The organism is Desertibaculum subflavum, from assembly GCA_003576705.1.
Lineage (GTDB): Bacteria > Pseudomonadota > Alphaproteobacteria > Ferrovibrionales > Ferrovibrionaceae > Desertibaculum > Desertibaculum subflavum.
Genome location: QOZS01000058.1, coordinates 11176 through 33589, shown reverse-complemented (window position 1 = coordinate 33589; position 22414 = coordinate 11176). Strand labels below are relative to the sequence as shown.

The 22414-nt window shown below is 68.8% G+C and carries 20 protein-coding genes; 9 read left to right on the top strand and 11 right to left on the bottom strand.

The window, feature by feature from the left end:
* The 5 genes from DT074_RS23320 to DT074_RS23295 all read left to right on the top strand — a co-directional run.
* A partial coding sequence (locus tag DT074_RS23320; RefSeq protein ID WP_162915137.1) for a hypothetical protein occupies positions 1–494 on the top strand: 494 nt, incomplete at its 5' end.
* Positions 495–764: 270 nt separating this feature from the next.
* Positions 765–1643 carry a MaoC/PaaZ C-terminal domain-containing protein gene (locus DT074_RS23310; protein ID WP_368744866.1) on the top strand — a complete coding sequence of 293 codons (879 nt, stop codon included), beginning with the start codon at positions 765–767 and terminating at the stop codon, positions 1641–1643.
* Positions 1640–2602 carry a threonine ammonia-lyase gene (locus DT074_RS23305; protein WP_368744865.1) on the top strand — a complete coding sequence of 321 codons (963 nt, stop codon included), beginning with the start codon at positions 1640–1642 and terminating at the stop codon, positions 2600–2602. Before DT074_RS23310 ends, DT074_RS23305 begins: the two co-directional genes overlap by 4 nt.
* Before the next feature lie 135 nt (positions 2603–2737).
* Positions 2738–4165 carry a cyclic nucleotide-binding domain-containing protein gene (locus DT074_RS23300; RefSeq protein ID WP_119422264.1) on the top strand — a complete coding sequence of 476 codons (1428 nt, stop codon included), beginning with the start codon at positions 2738–2740 and terminating at the stop codon, positions 4163–4165.
* 17 nt (positions 4166–4182) lie between these two features.
* Positions 4183–4776 carry a DedA family protein gene (locus DT074_RS23295; RefSeq protein ID WP_119422263.1) on the top strand — a complete coding sequence of 198 codons (594 nt, stop codon included), beginning with the start codon at positions 4183–4185 and terminating at the stop codon, positions 4774–4776.
* Here the strand turns inward: DT074_RS23295 and DT074_RS23290 are convergent.
* The 11 genes from DT074_RS23290 to DT074_RS23245 form a co-directional block, all read right to left on the bottom strand.
* Positions 4773–5840 carry a hypothetical protein gene (locus DT074_RS23290; protein ID WP_119422262.1) on the bottom strand — a complete coding sequence of 356 codons (1068 nt, stop codon included), beginning with the start codon at positions 5838–5840 and terminating at the stop codon, positions 4773–4775. The genes DT074_RS23295 and DT074_RS23290 overlap by 4 nt on opposite strands.
* A gap of 263 nt (positions 5841–6103) precedes the next feature.
* On the bottom strand, positions 6104–6583 hold the full coding sequence (locus DT074_RS23285) for a periplasmic heavy metal sensor (protein WP_368744867.1): 480 nt from the start codon (positions 6581–6583) through the stop codon (positions 6104–6106).
* A 2-nt stretch (positions 6584–6585) separates the two neighbouring features.
* Positions 6586–6831: a hypothetical protein gene (locus tag DT074_RS28230; protein ID WP_162915135.1), complete on the bottom strand. Its 246-nt coding sequence runs from the start codon at positions 6829–6831 to the stop codon at positions 6586–6588.
* Positions 6828–7160 carry a hypothetical protein gene (locus DT074_RS23280; protein ID WP_119422260.1) on the bottom strand — a complete coding sequence of 111 codons (333 nt, stop codon included), beginning with the start codon at positions 7158–7160 and terminating at the stop codon, positions 6828–6830. Before DT074_RS23280 ends, DT074_RS28230 begins: the two co-directional genes overlap by 4 nt.
* Positions 7161–7163: 3 nt before the next feature.
* Entirely contained in the window at positions 7164–7709 is a 546-nt protein-coding gene (locus DT074_RS23275) for an RNA polymerase sigma factor (protein WP_119422259.1), read from the bottom strand.
* 81 nt (positions 7710–7790) lie between these two features.
* Positions 7791–8768, bottom strand: coding sequence for an N-acetyl-D-Glu racemase DgcA (gene dgcA / locus DT074_RS23270; RefSeq protein WP_119422258.1), 978 nt, complete (start codon positions 8766–8768; stop codon positions 7791–7793).
* Between the two features lie 21 nt (positions 8769–8789).
* Positions 8790–9794: an N-acetyltransferase DgcN gene (dgcN, locus tag DT074_RS23265; protein ID WP_119422257.1), complete on the bottom strand. Its 1005-nt coding sequence runs from the start codon at positions 9792–9794 to the stop codon at positions 8790–8792.
* Positions 9795–9806: 12 nt separating this feature from the next.
* The gene (locus DT074_RS23260; protein WP_119422256.1) at positions 9807–10394 is read right to left on the bottom strand and encodes a gamma carbonic anhydrase family protein; all 588 of its coding nucleotides are present in this window, start codon (positions 10392–10394) and stop codon (positions 9807–9809) included.
* A 102-nt stretch (positions 10395–10496) separates the two neighbouring features.
* Positions 10497–12665: a methyl-accepting chemotaxis protein gene (locus tag DT074_RS28605; RefSeq protein WP_119422255.1), complete on the bottom strand. Its 2169-nt coding sequence runs from the start codon at positions 12663–12665 to the stop codon at positions 10497–10499.
* 228 nt (positions 12666–12893) lie between these two features.
* The gene (locus DT074_RS23250; protein WP_119422254.1) at positions 12894–15065 is read right to left on the bottom strand and encodes a methyl-accepting chemotaxis protein; all 2172 of its coding nucleotides are present in this window, start codon (positions 15063–15065) and stop codon (positions 12894–12896) included.
* A 112-nt stretch (positions 15066–15177) separates the two neighbouring features.
* Positions 15178–16353 (bottom strand): mandelate racemase/muconate lactonizing enzyme family protein, encoded by a 1176-nt coding sequence (locus DT074_RS23245; protein ID WP_119422253.1) that lies wholly within the window; start codon positions 16351–16353, stop codon positions 15178–15180.
* Positions 16354–16442: 89 nt separating this feature from the next.
* Between DT074_RS23245 and DT074_RS23240 the strand changes: the two genes are divergently transcribed.
* From DT074_RS23240 to DT074_RS23225, 4 genes are all read left to right on the top strand, one after another.
* Positions 16443–17309, top strand: coding sequence for an enoyl-CoA hydratase (locus DT074_RS23240; RefSeq protein WP_119422252.1), 867 nt, complete (start codon positions 16443–16445; stop codon positions 17307–17309).
* 105 nt (positions 17310–17414) lie between these two features.
* A complete protein-coding gene (locus DT074_RS23235) occupies positions 17415–18656 on the top strand; it encodes an ABC transporter substrate-binding protein (protein WP_119422271.1) in 1242 nt (413 codons plus the stop codon).
* 61 nt (positions 18657–18717) lie between these two features.
* Positions 18718–20736: a hydantoinase/oxoprolinase family protein gene (locus DT074_RS23230; RefSeq protein ID WP_162915134.1), complete on the top strand. Its 2019-nt coding sequence runs from the start codon at positions 18718–18720 to the stop codon at positions 20734–20736.
* Entirely contained in the window at positions 20736–22412 is a 1677-nt protein-coding gene (locus DT074_RS23225) for a hydantoinase B/oxoprolinase family protein (protein ID WP_119422251.1), read from the top strand. Before DT074_RS23230 ends, DT074_RS23225 begins: the two co-directional genes overlap by 1 nt.
* Positions 22413–22414: the final 2 nt, after the last annotated feature.

Sequence of the window (22414 nt, the reverse complement as noted above, 5' to 3'; positions counted from 1 at the left end):
TCACGGTGCGGGGCGCCCGCAAGGCCTTGGCCGAACTCGAAGACCAGCGCCTGATCGCGCAGGCCAACGGCGATGTCTGCGTCTACGAGAGCCGGCTCGAGGAACGGATGCGCCGCGGCACCGATGCGCCGTCGCGGATGCCGCTCTGCGAAGGCCTCGACCCGCTGCGCGCCCACCGGCACCGGCTGGAGCGCCTGCGCGACCTCGCGCTGGAGCAGGGCCTCGTCTCCACCGCGCTTGTCGCCCAACGCGCCATCGGCCGCGCCCTCGACCTTGCGGAGGCGCTGGCGGAAGAACAGGACGCAACGCCAATCTCTGTACCGGTCGCTGAGCCCGCCCAACAAACGGCGCCGGCGCCGCGCGTCGACGTACTCGGCTTCGTCCGCCACCTGCTCGACACCGATCCCGCAATGGGCCCGGTGATCGCCGACGTCATGGCCGAGCTCCGCAACCTGCCGCAGCCTGAACATGCAATGGCGCAGGCCGCCGAGTGAAGCCCTCCCTCGGCGAAGCCGGGGGAGGGTTTGGGTGGGGGTTTTTGTGTTTTTCCTCAGCCCTCGCGCCACGGATGAGCAAAACACAAAAACCCCCTCCCAGCCTCCCCCAACAAGTTGGGGGAGGAGCTGTCTCCGCGTGCCTCCGTGCTCTCCGTGTCCTCCGTGGTGAGCTTTTTCTCCGCGCCCCTGGCCGTGAAACCCCGGTTGTGGCGCAACTCGTTCGCGGCGGGATAGAGTCCGGCCCGACAAGCCTTCAGGAGGGAACGCGTGGCCATCGACCACAAGAAGTTGCTCGCGCTGGATCTTCCAGCGCGCGAGTTCAGCTACGGCGAGCGCGAGGCGATGCTCTATGCCATGGGCATCGGGCTCGGCGCCGATCCGATGAACAAGGCGGAGCTCGATTTCGTCTACGAGGGCCTCGGCAGCTACCAGCCGGACTCGAAGTCGACCTTGAAGACCATCCCCAGCATGGCGACGGTGATCGCCTGGGACGACACCGCCATCCTGCAATCCGGCATCAATTTCGCCCTGGTGCTGCATGGCGAGCAGCGCATTCGCCTGACCGGGCCGCTGCCGGCCAAGGCGACCATCTTGGCCAAGACGCGCTTCGTCGACATCTTCGACAAGGGCGCCGGCAAGGGCGCCATCCTGCTGACCGAGACGACGATCACCGAGAAGAGCTCGGGGAAAGTCCTTTGCGTCAACACCTCGACCGTGTTCGCCCGCGGCGACGGCGGCTTCGGCGGGCCGCAGGGCTCCGGCCCGGCGCCGCACCAGCTGCCGGAGCGCGCGCCCGACAAGGTGGTGGACTACGCCTCGCGGCCGGACCAGGCGATCCTCTATGCGCTGTCGGGCGACCGCAACCCGCTGCACCGCGATCCGGACGTCGCCAAGGCGGCCGGCTTCCCGCGGCCGATCCTGCACGGGCTCTGCACCTATGGCCACGCGGTGCGCGCAGTGGTCTGCGGCATGCTCGGCCATGATGCCTCCGGCGTGCGCGAGATCGAGGGCCGCTTCACCGCGCCGGTCTTCCCCGGCGAGACCATTCGCACGGAGATGTGGCGCGACGGCAAGGTGATCTCGTTCCGCACCTCGGTGACCGAGCGCGGCCTGATGGTGATCAACAACGGCAAGGTGGTGGCGTGAGCGGTTCCGTAACGACTGAGGTAGTGACTATCGACGACGTGCGCGCGGCGGCGAAGCGGATCGCCGGCGCCGTGCGGCGCACGCCGGTCCTGCGTGCCGCGCCGGCGCGCGACCGGTTCGACTTCGATCTCACCATGAAGCTCGAATGCCTGCAGGCCTCGGGCTCGTTCAAGGCGCGCGGCGCCTCCAACAAGACCGCACTCTTGCCGGCGGCGGAGAAGGCGCGCGGCCTGGTCACCGCGAGCGGCGGCAATCACGGCCTCGGCGTCGCCTATGCCGCCGCCAATGCCGGCGTGCCGGCCACCATCTTCCTGCCGTCGAGCACGCCGGCGAGCAAGGTCGAGAAGCTGAAGGCCTGGGGCGCCGATACGCGCATCGTCGGCCAGGTCTGGGACGAGGCCAATGCCGCCGCGCTGGACTTCGCCCGCGACAAAGGGGCGGCGTATCTGCATCCCTTCGCCGATGCGGCGGTGATCGCCGGGCAGGGGACCATCGCGCTGGAGCTCGCCGAGCAGGCGCCGGAGCTGGATCACCTGATCGTGGCGATCGGCGGCGGCGGGCTGATCTCCGGCGTCGCCATGGCGGCGCGCGCGCTCAATCCGCGCCTCGAGGTGATCGGCGTCGAGCCGGTCGGCGCGCCGACGCTGCACGAGAGCTGCAAGGCTGGCCGCCTGGTCACGCTCGACCGCATCGCGACCCGCGCCGGCACCCTGGCCCCGAAGCGGAGCGAGCAGATCAACCTCGACCTGATCCGCGCCCATGTCGCCGAGATCGTGCTGGTCGACGACGACGACATGCAGCAGGCGGCCGAGGCCTTGTGGTTCGATTTCGGCCTCGCCGTCGAGCTCTCGGCCGCCGCCGCCTATGCCGCGCTGCGCGCCGGCGCCTTCAAGCCGCCGCCAGGCGCCAAGGTCGGCATCCTGGTCTGCGGCGCCGGCACCGACGGGATCAAGGCGTGACGCACGTGCCGAGGAGTTCAGCAACGTCATGGCCGGGCTCGTCCCGGCCATCCACGCCATCGCGGCAGCTATGCGGAACGCCGTGGATGCCCGGGACGAGCCCGGGCACGACCAAGCTATGAACGGCACCGCCTGATGCGCGCCGTTGTCGCGCTGCTGCCGCCGGTGATCGCGGCGATCGTGTTCGGCTTCGCCAATGCGGAATGGCCGGCGCTGCTGCGCGGCCTCGACATCGCGCCGGATGGCCGCGCCGCGCGCTGGGGCGAGGCGGCGGTCGCGACCTTGACCGCGCTCGCCGTCGCCTGGGCGGTCAACCGGGCGCTGCACGTGCTGTTCTGGCGCGGCCTCCTTGCGGCGCCCGACCGGCCGGCGCTGCCGCGTCTCTTGACCGACGCGGTCGGCGCGCTGATCTACGTGCTGGCGCTCGCTTTGCTCGGCGAATGGCATTTCGGCGCCGAGCTCGCCACCGCCTCGCTCGCGACGTCCGGCATCCTGGTCGCGGTGATCGGCTTTGCCGTGCGCGACATCATCGCCGACATCTTCTCCGGCCTGAACGCCCAGCTCGAGCGCCCGTACGGCATCGGCGACTGGATCGAGTTCCAGGGCAAGATCGGCCAGGTGGTGGAGATCAGCTGGCGCGCCACCCGGCTGGTCACCCAGGAAGAGCTGACCGTGGTGGTGCCGAACGGGTTGTTGGCCCGGCAGCCCTACATCAATTACAGCCTGCCGCGCCGGCATTTCCGCGACGCCGTGAAGGTGCGGCTCGATCCCGCCGTGCCGGCCGAGCGGGCGCGCCGCATCCTGCTCGCCGCCGCGCGCAGCGCGAGCGGCGTGCGGAGCGACCCGCCGCCCGACATCAAGCTGATCGAGCTGGAGCGCCAAGCCGCCGTCTACCACGTCCGCTTCTGGGTCGACGATTACCGTAACCTGCAGCCGGCGCGCGACGCCGTCGCCGGCGCCGTGCTCGACCATCTCGACAAGGCCGGCCTCGGCCTCGCCCGCGACGAGCAGGAGGTGATCCTGCGCCGCGACGGCGCCGGCGGCGACACGCGGCTCAGCCCCGACCAGCTGCTCCGCCGCGTCGACCTGTTCGACGCGCTGAACGACCAGGACATCGCCGACCTCGTGCGCGGCCTCAGGCTCCGCCGCGTGAAGGCCGGCGAGGCGCTGGTGCGCGAGGGCGAGCCCGGCCAGTCGCTCTTCGTGCTCGCGGAAGGCTTGCTCGATGTGGAGGCGAAAGACCCGCGCGGCGAGCGCCGGCCGCTCGCCCGGCTGACGCCGGGCGGCCTGGTCGGCGAGATCTCGCTGCTGACCGGCTGCCCGCGCACCGCGACGGTGATCGCCCGCACCGACGCGGTGCTCTACGAGATCGACGCCGATGCCTTCCGCCCGGTGGTGGAGCGCCGCCCGGCGCTGGCCGAGGACCTCGCCGGCATCGTCGCCGGCCGCATGCAGCGCAACGCTGCGCTCGGCGAACCCGGCCCGGCCGGCACCCCGACCGAGACCGAACGCCCGCTCGCCAGCCGCATCCTCGACGGCATGCGGGCCTTCTTTCGGATTTAGGGAGCTATGCTGCCGCCATGTTCGACCCGCTCGGCCTGATCAGTCTCGACCAGCTGATGGCGCTGATTGCCACCCATGGCGACGCCATCTATGTGCTCGGCTTCACCTTCGCGCTGGCGCGCTCGGGCTTCCTGCCGCCGCTGCTGGCCGGCTATGCCGCGCATCAGGGCGCGCTGGAGCCCGCACTGACCTTCGCCGTGTTCTGGGGCGGCAGCTGGCTCGGCGACGAGATCCGCTTCTACATCGGCCGGCGCTGGGGCCGCGCCATCGTCACGCGCTTCGAAATTCTGCACCGGCCGATCGAGATCGCCTTCGGCCTGCTCGACCGCTATCCGCTGCTGTTCATCCTCAGCTATCGCTTCGCCCGCGGCATGCGCAGCGTCGCCGCCATGGTGGTCGGCATGACCGAGCTGATCTGGGCGCGCTTCACCGGGCTCAACCTGATCGGCGCGGCGCTCTGGGCCGGCATCTTCACCGGCGCCGGCTATTCGCTCGGCCACGTCTCCGAAGCGGTGCTGGGGGACGCGGCGAACAAGGCGACGCTCGCGCTGCTCGCGCTGTTTCTCCTCGCCGGCTGGCTGCTGACCCGCCGGGCGCAGGCGACGCGCTAGTCCCTCAGCCGCAGCAATCCTTCCGCGGCGAAGGCGCGGGCGCGGCTCGCGTCCGGCGCCGTGTTGATCATGTGCTGGTAGATCCGCCGCGCTTCCGCGCGGTTGCCCGACCGCTCGACGAAATATCCGCGCAGCGCCTCGGCATGGCGCCGGCGTTCGTCGTTGCCGGTCTGGCCGCCGAGGGATGCCAGCAGATCGGCGTGATCGGTCGGTACCAGCACGCCGGCAAGGCGGTCGAGAAAGCCGCGGCTGCGCAGCGCCTCCTCGTAGATCGCCAGCAGGTCGCCGCGGATCGTCGCGTCGTCGAACGATCGGCCGCGGCGATGCAGGCGGTTGGCATACTCGATGGCGCCGTAGGCATAGTCCTCGCCGCTGCGCGCCTGGTTCAGCCATCCCTTCATCACCAGATGGTCGGCGAAACCCTGGTCGCCGCGTCCGGCCAGCGCGGCGTCGAAATGCCGGCGCACTTCGGCGAGCGGGCCACGCCGCCACAGCAGCCAGAACCCCTTGATCGCATGCGCCGTCGCGTTCTGCGGGTCGGATTTCAAAGCGGCGTCGATGGCGCCGTCGACATCGATCGGTGCCCCGCTTGCGTCCCTGCTGCGCAGGAACCGTGCCCAGGCGATATGCGCCTCGATCTCGGCCCGGTCTGCCGGTTCCGCCTTCAGCGAGCGCGCCAGCAGGACCTCTTCGAGCGGCCCGACCAGCTGGGCGAAGGATTTCGGCCCGCCCTGGGACGAGAGGCGGGCTTCCTGCAGCCAGAGCTTGGCAATGACGATCTGCTGACGTTCCGCGGTCTCGTCGCGGGGGATCAGCTCGAGCGCCCGCAGATTGCTGCTCCATGCCGCCGCATGGTCGCCGCCCTGCAGCTGGCGCTCGGCCACGGCGACGAGATCGCGCACCGCCTCGCGCCGGGCGAAATGGGCGGAAACTGCGTCATATGTCTGGGTGACGGTGACGGCGATGCCGATCAATGCGGTCGCGGTTCCGGCCACCTTCACGAAGGTGCCGAGATGTCCCCAGAAATCCACCACCCAGCGGGTGGTCCGTCGCACCAGTTCCATGGCACACCGTCCGAATGCCGGAACCCGCGAGGCCGTTCGTCCCCCAACGATGCGACCAATGCAAGAATCCTATCGGCTTTCGGCGCGCGGCTCAATCGCCTTCGCTGTTCTTGACGGGAAATGAAAAATATTATACAATACAAGTTCATGTGGAATGAGGCTGGCGAGGCGCCGTCGCATGAATTCGATTGGACCCACCCGGTGGACCCGCGATACCGCGCTCGGCATGCCTCCGGCTGCCCGAAATCTGCGCGATCACGATATCAACGCCCGCGCGGCTCACGCTCGTCGCGGTCGCGTCGCTCCGGCCGCCATTCGGCCAGCCGTTTGCGCTCCTCCGGCGTCATCTGCGTGACCACCTCGACGGCGATGCCATGCAGGTTCTGCTGCAGCGCGCCCTGGGTGGTGCGCAGTTCGGCGAAGGCGGCGGTGAGCCGTGCCGGGTCGAACGGCTCGGCGCCGATCGCCTCGCGCAACTCGCCGCGAGCGGCGCGCAGGCCCTCGAACATCTGGCGCGCCTCGCCGCGGTTCTCCCGCAGCTTGGCGCGCATCGCCTCGCGCAGCGGTGTCGGCAGCGAGCTGAGGCCGAACGGGGAAGGGGCGTCGCCGGCCATGTGCCCGCGCCAATGCGGCGGCCCGGAAACCCGGCCGATCAGATAGCCGCCGAGCAGGCCGTTCAGCACCAGCGAGGCGAGCAGCAGCCAGTGCGTCCATTTCCAGCCGGACCTGGGCTCTCCCGTCATGCTCACAGCACGCCTCCCCGTCCGAGCAGGAGCAGCAGCAGGCCTTCCATCCGCGCCTCCGCCGCATGCGTGGTGCCGGTATCCGCCTCGCCGCTCGGCACCGCGGCTGGACGCGCCAGCAAGCCGCCGGCCGATGTCCTGCCGGCCACATATCCGGCGCCGATCGCGCCGAGCGTCAGCGCCAGGGCAAGGCCAACCTCCACGCCAGCGCGGGCGCGCCCAGTCACCGTTTTCGGCACCGCTTTCATCCCAACCACTCCGTCTCATAGTTCGGGCCCAGGATCAGCGGGCTGGCATCGATCTCCTGCGCCGTCGAGCTGGCGACGCCGCCGGCGCCGTACCAGAAGCCGATCATCAGGGCGAGGCCGACCGCCGCCATTTGCGGCGCCAGCCGGCCACCCATCCCATCACCGAACAGGCCGCCGCCGAACAGGCCGGCCAAGCGGGCCCGCCAGCCGGTTCGCGTGCCGAGCTGCTCGACCTCGCGGCTCCTCGCCACGATGCGGTGCGCCAGGTCGGGGGAGGGCTCGCCGAGCTTCCACTCGTCGAGCAAGCGGTCGAGGGGATCGCGCGTCATCGCTCAGGCTTCCTTCAACACGGCGAGCCGGTCGCGCAGCGCTCGCTTGGCGCGCACCAGCAGGGATTCGACGGCGCCGACGCTGAGCTGCAGCGCGGCGGCGGCCTCGATATTGCTGAGGCCTTCGTAGTGGCACATGACCAGCGCGGCGCGCTGGCGTTCCGGCAGCTCGGCCACGGCTTCGGCCACCGCCTTCGTGGTGCGGCTCTGCTCCAGCTGGGCGGCGCTGTCCATCCGCTCGTCGACCGGGTCGCCCGCGGCTTCCAGCGGCTCGACCCGGGGCTTGCGCTTCCGGTCGATGCACAGGTTCAGCAGGATGCGGTGGAACCACGTACGGAAGCTCGCGCCGTCGCTGCGCCAGCGCGGCCCGTGCTGCCAAACCCGCAGAAAAGCGTCCTGCACCGCGTCCTCCGCTTCCGCCCGGCTGCCCAGCATGCGCCAGGCGAAGCCGGTGGCCCGGCCGAGATGACGGTCGACCAGGGCACGGAAGGCCAGGCGGTCGCCGCCGGCGATCCGCAGCATCAGGTCTTCGTCGCTGGCTTCCGACATCCCTGGACGGCCATTCAAAGGGTTATACGGTCGGGCCCCGCAAACCCTGCGCTCGCCCGCCGCCCAAATCCAGCGCCTGGACTAGCCCCAGAGCTCGCGCGGCGGGGGATGCATCAGGCTGCCCTCGAAGCGGATCCCGGGCACCCGGTCGCGCGACAGGATCAGGGGCCCGTCCAGGTCGACATAACGGGCCAATTGTGCCGCCAGGAAGGCGGGCGCCATGCCGAGCGAGGTGCCGACCATGCAGCCGAGCATGACGCCGAAGCCCTTGGCCCGGGCCGCCTGCACCAGCGCCAGCGCGGCGGTGAGGCCGCCGGTCTTGTCCAACTTGACGTTGACCAGGTCGTAGCGGCCGGCCAGCCGGTCCAGATGGTCGATGCCGTGGCAGCTCTCGTCGGCGCAGAGCGGCACCGGGCGGGGCATGTCGAGGGGCCAGTCGTCCGCGCCCGCCTTGAGCGGCTGCTCGATCATCTCGACGCCGAGCTTCGCGAGTTCGGCCGGATAGTGCTCCAGCATGTCGGCGGTCCAGGCCTCGTTGGCATCGGCGACCAGCCGCGCCTTCGGCGCGCCCTCGCGCACCGCCGCCATCCGTTCGAGATCGCCCTCGCCGCCGAGCTTCACCTTCAGCAACGGCCGGTCGGCCGCCTCCCGCGCCTTGGCCCGCATGCTCTCCGGCGTCCCGAGCGACAGGGTGAAGCAGGTGACCAGCGGCTTCGGCTCCGGCAGCCCGGCGATCTGCCAGGCGGGCTTGCCCGTCCACTTCGCCTCGAGGTCCCACAACGCCCCGTCGACCGCGTTGCGCGCCGCGCCGGGCTGCATGACGTCGAGCAGCCCCTGCCGCGTCAGCCCGGCCTCGATCGCCGGCCGCGCCGCCTCGATCGCCGCGACGACGTTGTCGATGCTCTCGCCATAGCGCGGATAGGGCACGCATTCGCCGTGGCCGGTCACGCCGTCCTGCATCAGCCGCGCGACGACAACGGGCTGCTCGGTGCGCGAGCCGCGGCTGATCGTGAACCCGCCCTCGATCGGCCAGACCTCGACATCGACGCTGAGCTTCATCGGTGCGCTACCCGTCTTCGCTCACCACGCCTGCAGCTTGTCGACCAGCTTGCCGACGCCGGTGCGGACGGGATCAACGGTCGGCAGGCCGTATTCGCTTTCCAGCTTTGCAAGGTAGCTCTTCGCCTCGTTGTCGGAGAGTTTGGAGGTGTTGATGGCGATGCCGGCCATCTTCACGTCCGGGTTGGTGAGGCGCGCCAGCTGCAGGTTGGTGTCGATGCAGGTCTTCAGGTCGGGCAGCGGATAGTGCGGCAGGCCGCGCATGTGCTTGCGGGTCGGCTCGTGGCACATGATCAGCGCGTCCGGCGCCGCGCCGTGCAGCAGGCCCAGGCTGACGCCGGCGAACGAGGCATGAAAGAGCGAGCCCTGGCCCTCGATCAGGTCCCAGTGATCGGCATCGTTGTCGGGCGACAGCCATTCGACAGCGCCGGAGACGAAGTCCGAGACCACCGCATCGATCGACACGCCGGAGCCGGCGATGAAGATGCCGGTCTGGCCGGTGGCGCGGAAATCGGCCTTCATCCGCCGCTTCTTCATCTCCCGCTCGAGCGCGAGGGTCGTGTACATCTTGCCGATCGAGCAGTCGGTGCCGACGGCGAGCAAGCGCTTGCCGGAGCGCCGCTTGCCCTTGCCGGTGGCGAATTCCTGGGTCGGGTGGCGCACGTCGTGCAGCAGCCGGCCGTGCTTCTCGGCGGCCTTCACCACCTCCGGCAGAGTGGTGAGCTTGCTGTGCAGGCCGCTCGCCACGTCCATGCCGCGCTCGATCGCCTCGACGATCATCGGGCTCCAGCTTTCCGGCAGCACGCCGCCGGCATTGGCGACGCCGATGATCAGCGTCTTGGCGCCCTTGGCGGCGGCATCCGCGATGGTCATGTCCGGCAGCTTCAGGTCGGCCTTGCAGCCCGGGAGGCGCATCTGGCCGAGGCACCATTCGGGGCGCCAGTCGGCGATACCCTGCGCCGTCTTGGCGGCGAGGTCGTCCGGCGCGTCGCCGATGAAGAGCAGGTAGGGGTGGGCGATGTACATCAACGGTCTCCGTCAGGCCTTCGACAGCGCGGCGAGCTCCGCCTCCAGCACCTTGATCTGGTCGGCGACGGCCTTTGCATAGTCCGGGCCAGTCCAGGCGCGGTACTCGCCTTTCGCATAGGCCAATGCGTTTTTCCAATAGAGCCAGGCGTTCAGCTTGTTGCGGACGTAGCTGTTCTGCTCCTTGATCGGCTTGGCGGGGGAGCCGACCACCACCGAATTGTCCGGAATGACCGTGTTCGGCCGCACCAGGCTGTGCTCCCCGACGATGCAGTTCTTCCCGATCACCGCACCGTCCATGATCGTGGCGTTGATGCCGATCAGGCAGTTGTCGCCGATCGTGCAGCCATGGATGGTGCAGTGGTGGGTGATCGAGCACCAGGCGCCGATATGGCTGCCCGTCTGGGCCCCGGTGTGGATCATCGTGAAGTCCTGGATGTTGGTGTACGGGCCGATGACGATGTCGTAGTTCTCGGCCCGCGCCGCCACGTTGATCCAGATCGAGGCCTGCTCGCGCACCGTCACCTTGCCGTAGAGATGCGCGGTCGGGTGGATATAGGCCGGGTCTTCCAGCTTGACGTCGGGACCGAACACAGGCACGGGGCGCTCCTCCTCCAGGGCGGCTTGTCGCCGCCCATCACACGCGAAACGGCGCGCCCTGTCGATGGGCGCGCCGTCGCGGGGTCGGTGGGGAGGGGGAGGTTAAGCGGCGCGGATGCGGGCGATGAAGCTGTCGACCTCGGTCGACAGCGTCTCGGCCTGCCTGGAAAGCTCGTCGGCCGCGCCCTTCATCTGGCCGGCGGCCTGGCCGGTTTCGGAAGCGGCCTGGGTGACGCCGGAGATGTTGCGCGTGACCTCCTGCGTACCCGTGGCCGCCTCCTGCACGTTGCGGCTGATCTCCTTGGTCGCCGAGGTCTGCTCCTCGACGGCCGAGGCGATCGAGGTGGCGATCTGGTTCACCTCCTCGATCGTCTTCGCGATGCCCTGGATGGCCGCGACGGCCTCCTGGGTGGCGCCCTGCACGGCGCCGATCTGGCGGGCGATTTCCTCCGTTGCCTTGGCGGTCTGATTGGCCAGCGCCTTGACCTCGCTGGCGACGACCGCGAAGCCCTTGCCGGCTTCCCCGGCGCGGGCCGCTTCGATGGTCGCGTTCAGTGCGAGCAGGTTGGTCTGGCTGGCGATGTTGTTGATCAGGTTGACCACCTCGTTGATCTTGTTGGCGGCCTGGGCGAGGCCGTCCACGGTCGACCCGGTCGCACGGGCACGCTCGGTCGCCTGCGCGGCGACGGTCGCCGATTGCGCCACCTGGCGGCCGATCTCGTTGATCGACGCGGCAAGTTCCTCTGCCGCCGAGGCGACGGTCTGCACGTTCGCCGTGGCCTGCTCGGAAGCGGCGGCGACCACGGTCGCCTGGCTGTTGGTCTCGTCGGCGGTCGAAGCCATGGCGACGGAGCTCGCCTGCACCTCGGTCGCGGCCGAGCCCACGGTCTGCACCACCTGCTTGACGGATGCCTCGAAGGCATCGGCGAGGCTGTTCATGTCGGCCTTGCGCTTGGCCTCCGCCTCGCGCCGCACCCGCTCCTGCTCGGCGGCGCGCTCGGCCTCGGCCTTGCGCATCGCCTCCTCGGTCTCCCGCAGGCGGCGCTCCAGGGTCGCCTTGGCCTCGGCGGCCTGCGCTTCCTGGTGCCGGCGAGATTCCTCGCGATCGGCTTCCTGCTGACGCCGCGACGTCTCGGCATCCGCCTGCAGCCGCTCGTTCTCGATGCCGGCCTGCTTGAATACCTCGACCGCAGCGGCCATCTGGCCGACCTCGTCCTTGCGGTCGCGCGCCGGCACCTCGGTCTCCCATTCCTTGTTGGCCAGCCGGCCCATCGCCGCCGTCATCGCCACGATCGGACGCGCCAGGCCGGTCGCGATGAAGATCGCCGCCAGCGCGCCGAGAACGATGGCGAAGCCGGAGATGGCAAGGCTGGCATTGCGGCTTTTCATGATGGTGGAGCCGACGCCGGCGGTCAGCGCCTCCATGTGCTGGGCCTCCGCCTGCTTCATCTTCTCGCTCATGCTGGCGAGCTCGGCGGCCATCTTGGCCATGGTGTCGTTGATCAGGCCGTTCATCTCGTCGGTCGTGCTGACCAGCGTCTTGAAGCTCTCGCCGTATTTCGTGCCCATGGCGATCACCTGCTCGACCTGCTTCTTCTCGTCTTCGGAGACGAGCTGGGCGAGGGCGGTCTTGGCCTGACGGTCGAAATTCGGCAGCTGCTCCTCGACCGCCTTGACGAACTTCGCCTCGCCGAGCAGCAGATAATTCATCACGGCGACGCTGGTGGTCAGGAACGCTTCCTGCGCCACGCCGACGGCGGCGGCGCCCTTGTAGTCCTCGGCCAGCAGCGAGCGCTCCAGCACACCGGCCAGGATCTTGCTGATGTCGGTCGCGTCAGGGCCGAGCTCGTCGTTGACCACGGCGTCGCGCAGCCGGCGCAGCATCACCGCATCCTCGAAGGTCTCGCTGAACTTCTTGTTGGCGGCGAGCATCTTGCCGAGCTCGGCGCGCATCTCCTCGGCGGTGGCGGCCTCGATTGCCGCCTCGAGATCGCGCCGCATCTTGGAGGCGAGCTGCTGCGCCTTGCCGTACGGCCCCTCATCGCCGGTATCGACGAAGAGCGCGGCGTTGCGGCGCAGATCGACCACGTTGCGCTCGACTTCCAGGATGCGGACGGTGGTGCCGACCGTCGCCTCGTACTCGCCGACCGTCGTCCGCACGCTGGTGAAGCCGAATACCGACATGCCGCCGGCGGCGGCGAGCAGCACCAGGATGGTGGCGAAACCGGTGACGATGCGCGTGCGGATGGAAAGATTATTGAACTGTGCCAACAAGGTGCGCGCCCTCCGAAGCCGACGCTTGCCGCGGCCCGGGCTTCGCCGGTTGCTACCACCGCGTGCGTCTCGAACGGATCAGGCTTATCAGCCGAATGGTTGTGGCCCGATTAATCCTGCCGGCCAGGAGGCCCGGCGGAGCGGGTGCAATCCATTGATTTTATTGACCTTGATCTGGCGACCACAACCATAGACGAATCTAAACAAAACCGCGCAATTAACCGATCAGGCGGCGCGGATGCGGGCCACGAAGCTGTCCACCTCGGCGCCGAGCACATCGGCCTGGCGCGACAGCTCATCGGCGGCGCTCTTCATCTGCGACGCCGCATGGCCGGTCTCGGAGGCCGATTGGGTGACGCCGGTGATGTTGCGCGAGACCTCCTGAGTGCCGGCGGCGGCCTCCTGCACGTTGCGGCTGATCTCCTTGGTCGCCGAGGTCTGCTCCTCCACCGCCGAAGCGATGGTGGTGGCGATCTGGTTGATCTCCTCGATGGTCTTGCCGATGCCCTGGATCGCGCCCACCGCTTCCTGGGTCGCGCCCTGCACGGCCTGGATCTGGCGGGCGATCTCGTCGGTCGCCTTCGCCGTCTGATTGGCGAGGTTCTTCACTTCCGAGGCCACCACGGCGAAGCCCTTGCCGGCTTCGCCCGCGCGGGCCGCCTCGATCGTCGCGTTGAGCGCGAGCAGGTTGGTCTGGCTGGCGATCTGGGTGATTAGGCTGACCACCTCGCCGATCTTGCTCGCCGCCTGGGCGAGGCCGTCGACGGTGGCGCCGGTGGCGCGGGCGCGATCGGTCGCGCGTTCGGCCATCTCGGCCGATTGCGCCACCTGGCGGGCGATCTCGTTGATCGAGGCGGCCAGCTCCTCGGTCGCCGCGGCGACGGTCTGCACATTGGCGGTGGCCTGCTCGGAGGCGGCAGCGACGGTCGCCGCCTGGCTGTTCGCCTCGTCGGCGGTCGCGGTCAGGGCGGAGGAGCTCGACTGCACCTGGCCCGCGGCGCCGCCCACGGTCTGCACCACCTGCTTGACCGAGGCCTCGAACGCGTCGGCCAGCGCCTGCATCTCGGATTTGCGCTTGGCCTCGGCCTCGGCGCGCGCGGCGGCGCGCGCGGCGCTGCTCTCGGCTTCCGACTTGCGCATCGATTCCTCGGTCTCGCGCAACCGCTCCTCCAAGGTGGCCTGGGCCTCGGCGGCCTGGGCTTCCTGCCGGCGGCGGGACTCCTCGCGCTCGACCTCCTGCTGCTGGCGGGCGGCCTCGGCCTCGGCCTGCAGACGCTCATTCTCGATGCCGGCCTGCTTGAACACCTCGACGGCGGCGGCCATGCGGCCGAGTTCGTCGCGGCGGTCGCGCGCCGGCACCTCGGTCTGCCAGTCCTTGTCGGCGAGGCGGCCCATCGCCGTCGTCATGTCGACGATCGGGCGCGCCAGGCCGTTGGCGATGTAGAAGGCGGCAAGCGCGCCGAGGAGGACGGCGGCGACGCTGATGCCGATATTCAGGTTGCGGCTGCCGGCGACGTTGCTGTCGACGCCGGCCGTCAGCGATTCCATCTCCATCGTTTGAGCCGCCAGCAGGGCCTGGGCGATGTTGGCGAGCTCGGCCGCCTCCGTCGCCATGGTGCCGTTCAGCGCGCGGTCCATCTCCTGGCTGGTATTGGCGATCTTCTGCACCGTGTTGGCGTAGCTGTCGATCATCACCACGGCGAGTTCGAGCGTGGTCTGGTCGTCGGTCGACTTGAGGCCGGCGCCGGCCTCGGTCGCCAGCTTGACGAAGTCCGCCACGTGCTGCTCGGCCGCCTTGGCATGCTTCATGCTGTTGTCGGCGAGCAGCTGCATCAGGCTGGTGCGAGCCAGCAGGAATTGCTCCTGCGCCTTGCGCACAAGGTTGGCGCCCTTGAAGTCCTCGCCCTTGGTCGCGCTCTCGACCACCTCTGCGATGTCGCGGAATGCCGACGCGGCGACGGGCTCCGCCTCGGCAGTCATGATGCCCTCGCGCGACTTGCGCAGCTGGAACACCTTGTCGAAGGCTTCGCTGTAGCGCTGATTGATCTCCAGCATCTGCTGCATCAGCTTGAGATGCTCTTCCGACGCGGTGGCGGTCTGGATGGTCTTGAGATCTTCCTGGATCGACTTGGTCAGCGCGCGGGCGCGCTCATAGGCCTCCTCGCTGCCCGACGTGACCACCACCACGCCGTTGCGCAGCAGGTCGATCACGTTGCGCTCGACGCGCTGCAGGCGGGCGCTGGTATCGACCACGTGGCGGTAATCGCGGACCGTCGTGCCGATGCCGGCGAAGCCGATCACGGCCGTCACCCCGGCGGCGACCAGCAAGGCAAGGACGATGCCGAATCCGGTGCCGATGCGCGCGCGAATGGACAGATTCGTGAATTTTGCCAACACGTTATAGAGCCTCCCAGTAACATTGCCCGCGGCCGCCGTAGGCGAGCCGGCGACGGGGAAACCGACTGCTTAACACCGAGAAAGTTGTGTATCGCTTAAGATGAACGGCCGCTTAGAGCTTGGGCGGATGGGCCTTCACGGCCTTCTCGTCCACTTCGACGCCCCAGCCGGGCCGGTCCGGCAGGATAAGGTGGCCTCGTTCGATTGTCGGCGCCGGGGTCACGACTTCGTCCTTCCAGGGCACGTCGTCGATATCGATCTCCATGATGCGGAAATTCGCGATGGCGGCGCAGAAATGCGCGCTCATCATGGTGGAGAGGTGGCCATAGAAGTTGTGCGGCGCGACGTTGACCTCGTAGGCCTCGGCCATGGCGGCGATCTTCATGCTCTCGAGGATGCCGTTCCACGGCACGTCGACGATGGCGACGTCCATCGACTGGCGATCGAGATAGGGCCGGAACTGGCGCCGGCCGAACAGGCTCTCGCACGACGCGATCGGCATCGGCGCGCGGCCGCGGATGGTGGCGAGCGCGGCCGGGTCGAAGCTGTCGATCTCGAGCCACATCAGGCCAAAGGGCGCAGCGGCCCGCGCCACTTCGAGATAGCCCTCGGTCTTGAAGTTGAAGTTCAGGTCGAGCAGCAGGTCCATGTCCGGGCCGGCGCCGTCGCGGAAGGCAGCGAGCTCGGCGCTGATGATGCGGAGCAGCCGGCGGTCGACATTCAGCTCCGGCCAGCCCTCGCCGTTGGTGAAGCCGGGCTGATGCATATGGGGTGCGTCGCCGTCGAACATGAAGATGTTGGTCTTGAGCGCGCCGAAGCCCTTCTCCCGCACCTCGGCGCCGAGGGCCTTGACGTCGGCGAGGCTGCCGAGCGGGGCGGTGCCCATCACCTTGGCATGGTTGAGGCGGTAGGAGCCGCAATGCGACCAGTAGAGCCGGAGCCGCTCACGCACCGGCCCGCCGAGCAATTCGGCGACGGAGATGCCGAGCGCCTTCGCCTTGACGTCGACCAGCGCGTTCTCGATCGCGGCGATCGCCTGGGCGATCAACCCGCCGGGCGCCTGCCGCGTGCGGGCATAGAGCATGGCGGTGATGCGCTCGACCGGGCGCGGGTCGAGGCCGATCAGCGGATCGGCGAGCTTGCGGATGACGGCGGTGAGGCCCTTGCTGCCATAGCTCTCGTTGTATTCCGACCAGCCGACCACGCCCTGGTCGGTCACCACCTTGAGGAACGACCAGACGCGCCAGCCGGCATCGCAATGCAGGTCCTCGATCGCCACGATCCGCATGTCTTCCTCCCCGAAGCCCGACGGCCCGTGTCGATCATAGCGCCTGCGCGGTGCTAGCCTCAGGCCAACGAGAACGGAGGAGATGACCAATGACCGAGCGCAGCTACGAGACCGTCACCTACGACATGCCGCTGCCCGCGGTGGCGCGCATCACCATGAACCGGCCGAAGGAGCGCAATGCGCAGAACCTGCAGCTGACCTACGACCTGAACGCCGCCTTCGACCGCGCGGCGCAGGACGACCAGGTGAAGGTGATCATCCTTGCCGGCAGCGATCCGCATTTCTCCGCCGGGCACGACCTGACCGGCGATGGCGGCAAGACCTGGCGCGACTATCCGGTGGTCGGCACCTGGTGCGGCTTCGACTGCGACGGCGCGGAGGGGCGCATGGCGCGCGAGCAGGAAATCTACATCGGCATGACCGAACGCTGGCGCAACTTGCCCAAGCCGACCATCGCCCAGGTGCAGGGCAAGTGCATCGCCGGCGGGTTGATGCTGGCCTGGGCCTGCGACCTGATCGTGGCGAGCGACGATGCGGAGTTCCGCGATCCGGTGCTGGAGATGGGCGTCTGCGGCGTCGAGTTCTTCAACCACCCCTGGGAAGTCGGCGTGCGCAAGGCGAAGGAATGGCTGTTCACCTCCGACTGGCTGAGCGCGGCGGAGGCGAAGGCGCTCGGCATGGTGAACCAGGTGGTGCCGCGGGCGGAGCTCGCGCAGGCCGTTCTGGCGATGGCCGAGAAGATCGCCCGCAAGCCGTCCTTCGCGCTGAAGGTCACCAAGGAGGCGGTGAACCAGTGCCAGGACCATATGGGCCGCCGGCTCGGCATGCTGCAGGCATTCTCGCTGCACCAGCTCTGCCACAGCCACAACATGCAGAAATTCGGTATTCCGGTGGATCCGCAGGGTCTGCCGCCGGTGGTGCGCGAGCGCTTCATGGCCGTGCGCGGAAAAGTGTAGTCGAGCCGAGAGAACAGTGCCGAATAGTTAGGCAGCGCCCTTTGATTGCTATTGCGGGACCGAGCCGCCAATATGCCGCGCGTTAGTCTAGGGAGGATGTCCAATATGCGTAAGTCTCTGCTGGGCGCAGTGGGGGCGCTTGCCATCGCGTCTGCCGCCCAGGTTCAAGTTGCTCAGGCTCAGATCTCCGATGATGCCGTGAAGATCGGCGTCATTCAGGATTTCTCCGGCCTCTATGCCGACCTCGTTGGCAATTCGAGCCTGCTCGCGGTCCAGATGGCCGTCGAGGATTTCGGCGGCAAGGTGCTCGGCAAGCCGATCCAGGTGATGTACGCCGATCACCAGAACAAGCCCGACATCGCATCGAACGTCGTGCGGCAGTGGTGGGATGTCGACAAGCTCGACTTGGCGCAGGGCGTCGGCACCTCGTCGGTCGGCCTCGCCATCCGCGCGATGGCCAAGGAGCGCGGCAAGCTCGACATCAATACCGGCGCGGCCTCGTCCGACCTGACCGGCAAGGCCTGCTCGCCGACCGGCTTCCATTGGGTCTACGACACCTATGCGCTGGCGAAGGTGACGGGCTCGGCCACGGTGAAGTCCGGCGGCGACAGCTGGTTCTTCCTGACGGCGGACTATGCCTTCGGCCATGCGCTGGAGCGCGATGTCACGGCCTTCGTGAAGAACGGCGGCGGCAAGGTTCTGGGCGGCGTGCGGCATCCGCTCTCGACCTCCGACTTCTCGTCCTTCCTGCTGCAGGCGCAGGCCTCGAAGGCGAAGGTCGTCGGGCTCGCCAACGCGGGCGGCGACACCATCAATTCGATCAAGCAGGCGTCGGAATTCGGCATCGTTGCCGGCGGCCAGCGTCTCGCCGGTCTGCTCGTCTTCATCACCGATATCCATGCGCTCGGTCTGAAGACCTCGCAGGGCCTGGTGCTGAGCGAATCCTTCTACTGGGACATGACGGACGAGACGCGCAAGTTCGCCAAGCGCTTCGCCGAGCGGCGCAAGCAGATGCCGGGCGGCAAGGAGCTGTATCCGAACATGCTGAATGCGGGCGACTACGAATCGACCCTGCATTACCTCAAGGCGATCGAGGCAGTCGGCACCGACGATCCGGTGAAGGTGGCGGCGAAGATGCGCGAGATGCCGATCAACAGCTTCTACGCCAAGGACGTGAAGATCCGCGAGGATGGCCGGGTGATGCGTCCGTTCCACCTGTTCCAGGTCAAGGCCCCGAGCGAGTCCAAGGGCCCGTGGGATTACTACAAGCACCTGCAAACGGTGTCGGGCGAAGAGGCCTTCCGCCCGGCGGCGGAAAGCGAATGTCCGCTGCTGAAGAAGAGCTGACATCCGAGTGAACTGACGCCGGCGGCCTTCGGGCCGCCGGTTTCGTTTCGAGGAGTTGCGAATGCTGAGAGCCGGCGTCGAGGTGGGCGGCACCTTCACCGACCTGGTGGCGGTGGAAGGCGGCAAGGTGATCGTCGGCAAGGTGCCGAGCGTGCCGCGAAGCCCGGACGAAGGCGCCTACAACGCGTTGGTCGCCGGCGCCGTGCCGATCGACCGCATCGACGACCTTGTGCACGGCTCGACCGTCGCCACCAACGCGGTGCTGGAGCGCAAGGGCGCACGCATCGCCTTCATCACGACGCAGGGATTCCGCGACGTGCTCGGCCTGCAGCGGCACGACCGCCGCTCGATCTACGATCTCTCCTATCAGAAGCCGGCCTCGCTGGCGCCGCGGCGCGACTGCTTCGAGGTGCGCGAGCGCATCCTCGCCGACGGCATGGTGGAGACGGCGCTGGACGAAGTGTCCGTCATGCGGCTGGCCGATGGCCCGCTGGCCCAGGCCGGCTATGACGCGGTGGCGGTCTGCCTGCTCAACGCCTATGCCAATCCGGCGCATGAGGCGCGGGTCGCCGAGCTGATCCGCTCGAAGCTGCCCAACCTGCTGGTCACCTGTTCTTCGGACGTGGCGCGCGAGTTCCGCGAATACGAGCGGGCATCGACGACGGTACTGGCGGCCTATGTGCAGCCGGTGATCGCCCGCTATCTGGAGCGGTTCGAGGGCAAGCTCAAGGGCGCCGGATTCCACGGCAAGTTCTCCATCATGCAGTCCTCCGGCGGGCGCACCCCGGCCGAGGGCATGAAGCGCAACGCGGTGACCGCGCTGTTCTCCGGCCCGGCGGCCGGCGCCACCGGCGCGGCGCGGCTCGCCGCCCGGGCGGGCTACCGCAACCTGATCACCTTCGACATGGGCGGCACCTCGACCGATGTCTGCCTGGTGGTCGACGGCGAGCCGCAGCTTGCCAGCGAGACCGAGATCGACGGCCTGCCGGTGCGCACGCCGGTGCTCGACATCGTCTCGGTCGGGGCCGGCGGCGGCAGCGTGGTCTGGGTCGACGACGGCGGCATGCTGCGCGCCGGGCCGCGCTCGACCGGCGCCGATCCGGGACCGGCCTGCTATGGCCGCGGCGGCACGCTGCCATCGGTCACCGATGCGCATGTGATCCGCGGCACCATCCGGCCGAAGGCCTTTCTCGGCGGCCGCATGACCATCGAGCGCGACAAGGCCTGCAGCGTGTTCGCCGAGCTGGCGAGCCGCTTCGGCATGTCGCTGGAGGAGGTGGCCGACAGCGCCATCCGCATCGCCGAGGCCAATATCGTCCGTGCCATCCAGATCGTCTCCACCGAGCGTGGACACGACCCGCGCGACTACGCGCTGCTGCCCTTCGGCGGCGCCGGGCCGCTGCACGCGGCGCGCATCGCCGAGGATCTCGGCATCCGCACCATCCTGGTGCCGCCCTGTGCCGGCGTGATCTCGGCCTACGGCCTGCTCGCCGCCGACTATGTGCATCACGAGACGGCGACGCGGCGGATCGAGCTCAAGCCCGGCGTCGAGGACGAGATCCGCGCCGCGGTCGCCGAGATGCAGGCGCGGGCGGCGCAGCGCTTCCAGGAGATCGGCATCGAGGGCAACCCGAAATTCGACGTGACGGCCGAGATGCGCTTTGTCGGCCAGGCTTTCGAGGTGCCCGTGGTGCTGCCGCTCGACCGGCTCGACAAGCTGACCGTCGCCGAGATCGGCGATCTGTTCGAGGCGGCACACGAGCGGCTCTATCGTCACGGCGCGGCGGGGCGCAAGCGGATCGAGATTGTGGCGTTCCGGCTCGGCGCCGCGCTGCCGCTGGAGGCGCTGCCAACCATCGCCTCGCCGGAATCGGTCGGCGACATCGCCGAGACGGCCGTGGTGACCGAGCGCAAGCGGACCTTCGACTGCCCGGTCAAGGCGCGCGCCTCGATCCCGCTCGGCGGCAAGGTGGCGGGGCCGCTTCTGCTCGAGGATTCGACCTCCACCATCTACGTCCCCGAGGGCTGGGGCGGGGAGGTCGACCAGTGGTACAATCTGGTCCTCCGGAGGGTTGCCTGATGAAGAACGTCGATCCGGTCGACTATGCGGTGATCAGCCAGTCGCTGATCGCGGCCGCGCGCGAGATGGGCGCCAAGCTGATCCGGTCCGCCTATTCGACCATCGTGCGCGAGGCGCGCGACTGCTCGGCCGCCATCCTGGACCGGCATGGCAACGTGGTGGCGCAGGCGGAGCTGATCCCGATGCAGCTCGGCCCGATGGCGACGACGTTCAAAGCCTGTGCCGCGCTCTATCCGGTCGACCAGCTGGCCGAGGGCGATTTCTACATCAACAACGATCCGTTCGAGGGCGGCCAGCACCTGCCGGACATCTTCGTCTTCACGCCGATCTTCGTGGACGGACAGGTGGTCGGCTTCGGCGCCACCACGGCGCATCACCTCGATCTCGGCGGCGGCGCGCCGGGGCTGAACAGCCTGGCCTCCGATATCTACCAGGAGGGCTTCCGCATTCCGCCGTCCCGCTACAGCATGCGCGATTGGGGCGAGAGGGGCATGTTCCAGCGCCTGGTCGCCGCCAATATCCGCGTGCCCGACCAGACCATCGGCGACCTCAACGCCCAGTTCGCCGCGAACAATACCGGCGCCGGGCGGGTGCACGAGCTGTGCCGGAAATACGGGGTCGCCACGGTCGAGGCGGTGATGGCCGAGCTGCTCGACTATTCGGAGCGGCGCGTGCGCGCCGCGCTGCGCGCGGTGCCGAACGGCGTCTATCTCGGCGAGGACGCGATCGACGACGACGGCATCACCGACACGCCGCTCGTCATCAAGGCCAAGGTGACGGTGAAGGACGAGGAGATCGAGATCGATTTCGCCGGCACCTGCGATCAGGTGCAGCGCAACCTGAACTGCCCGTATTCCTCGACCATCTCGGCGGCGCTCTCCTGCGTAAAGGCGGTGCTGACCAGCCCCGACATCCCGTTCAACGAAGGCCTGAAGCGGCCGATCAAGGTGACGGCGCCATATGGCTCGCTGCTCAACCCGCGGCATCCGGCCCCGGTGCGGGCCCGCATGGAAGCGGGCTATCGCGTCTGGAACGCGGTGATGAAGGCGCTGGCCCAGGTGGTGCCGGACAAGGTGATCGCCTGCGGCAACGACACCACCTATGTCGGCGCGTTCAGCCATCTCGGGCCGAACGGCTACAAGATCTATCTGGAGGTGTTCGGCGGCGGCTATGGCGCCTCGCCGACGGTGGATGGCTGCGACGGGGTCGACGGTCCGCTTTCGAATTGCGCCAATGCGCCGATCGAGAGCCTCGACATGGACCACGATTTCGTCCGGGTGCTCGAGTATTCGCTGATCCCGGATTCCTTCGGGGCCGGCGCGACCCGCGGCGGCCTCGGCTTCGTCCGCCGCTACGAGGTATTGAAGGATGGCGTGGAGCTCAATCTCTATGCCGACCGCTTCCGCATTGCGCCCGACGGCCTGTTTGGCGGCGAGCCCGGCATGCCGGGCGCGTGCGAGGTGAAGCGCGGCGACCGGACCTTCCGCCTGAAATCGAAGGACCGCGCGACCCTGGAGAAGGGCGACGTGGTCAGCCTGATCTGCGGCGGCGGCGCCGGCTACGGGCCGCCGGAACGCCGCCGGCGCGAGCTGATAGAGCGCGACCTTGCCGAGGGCTACATGACGCGCGACAACGCCCGCCGCCTCTACGGCGATCTCGCGCGGGCGGCGGAGTAGGT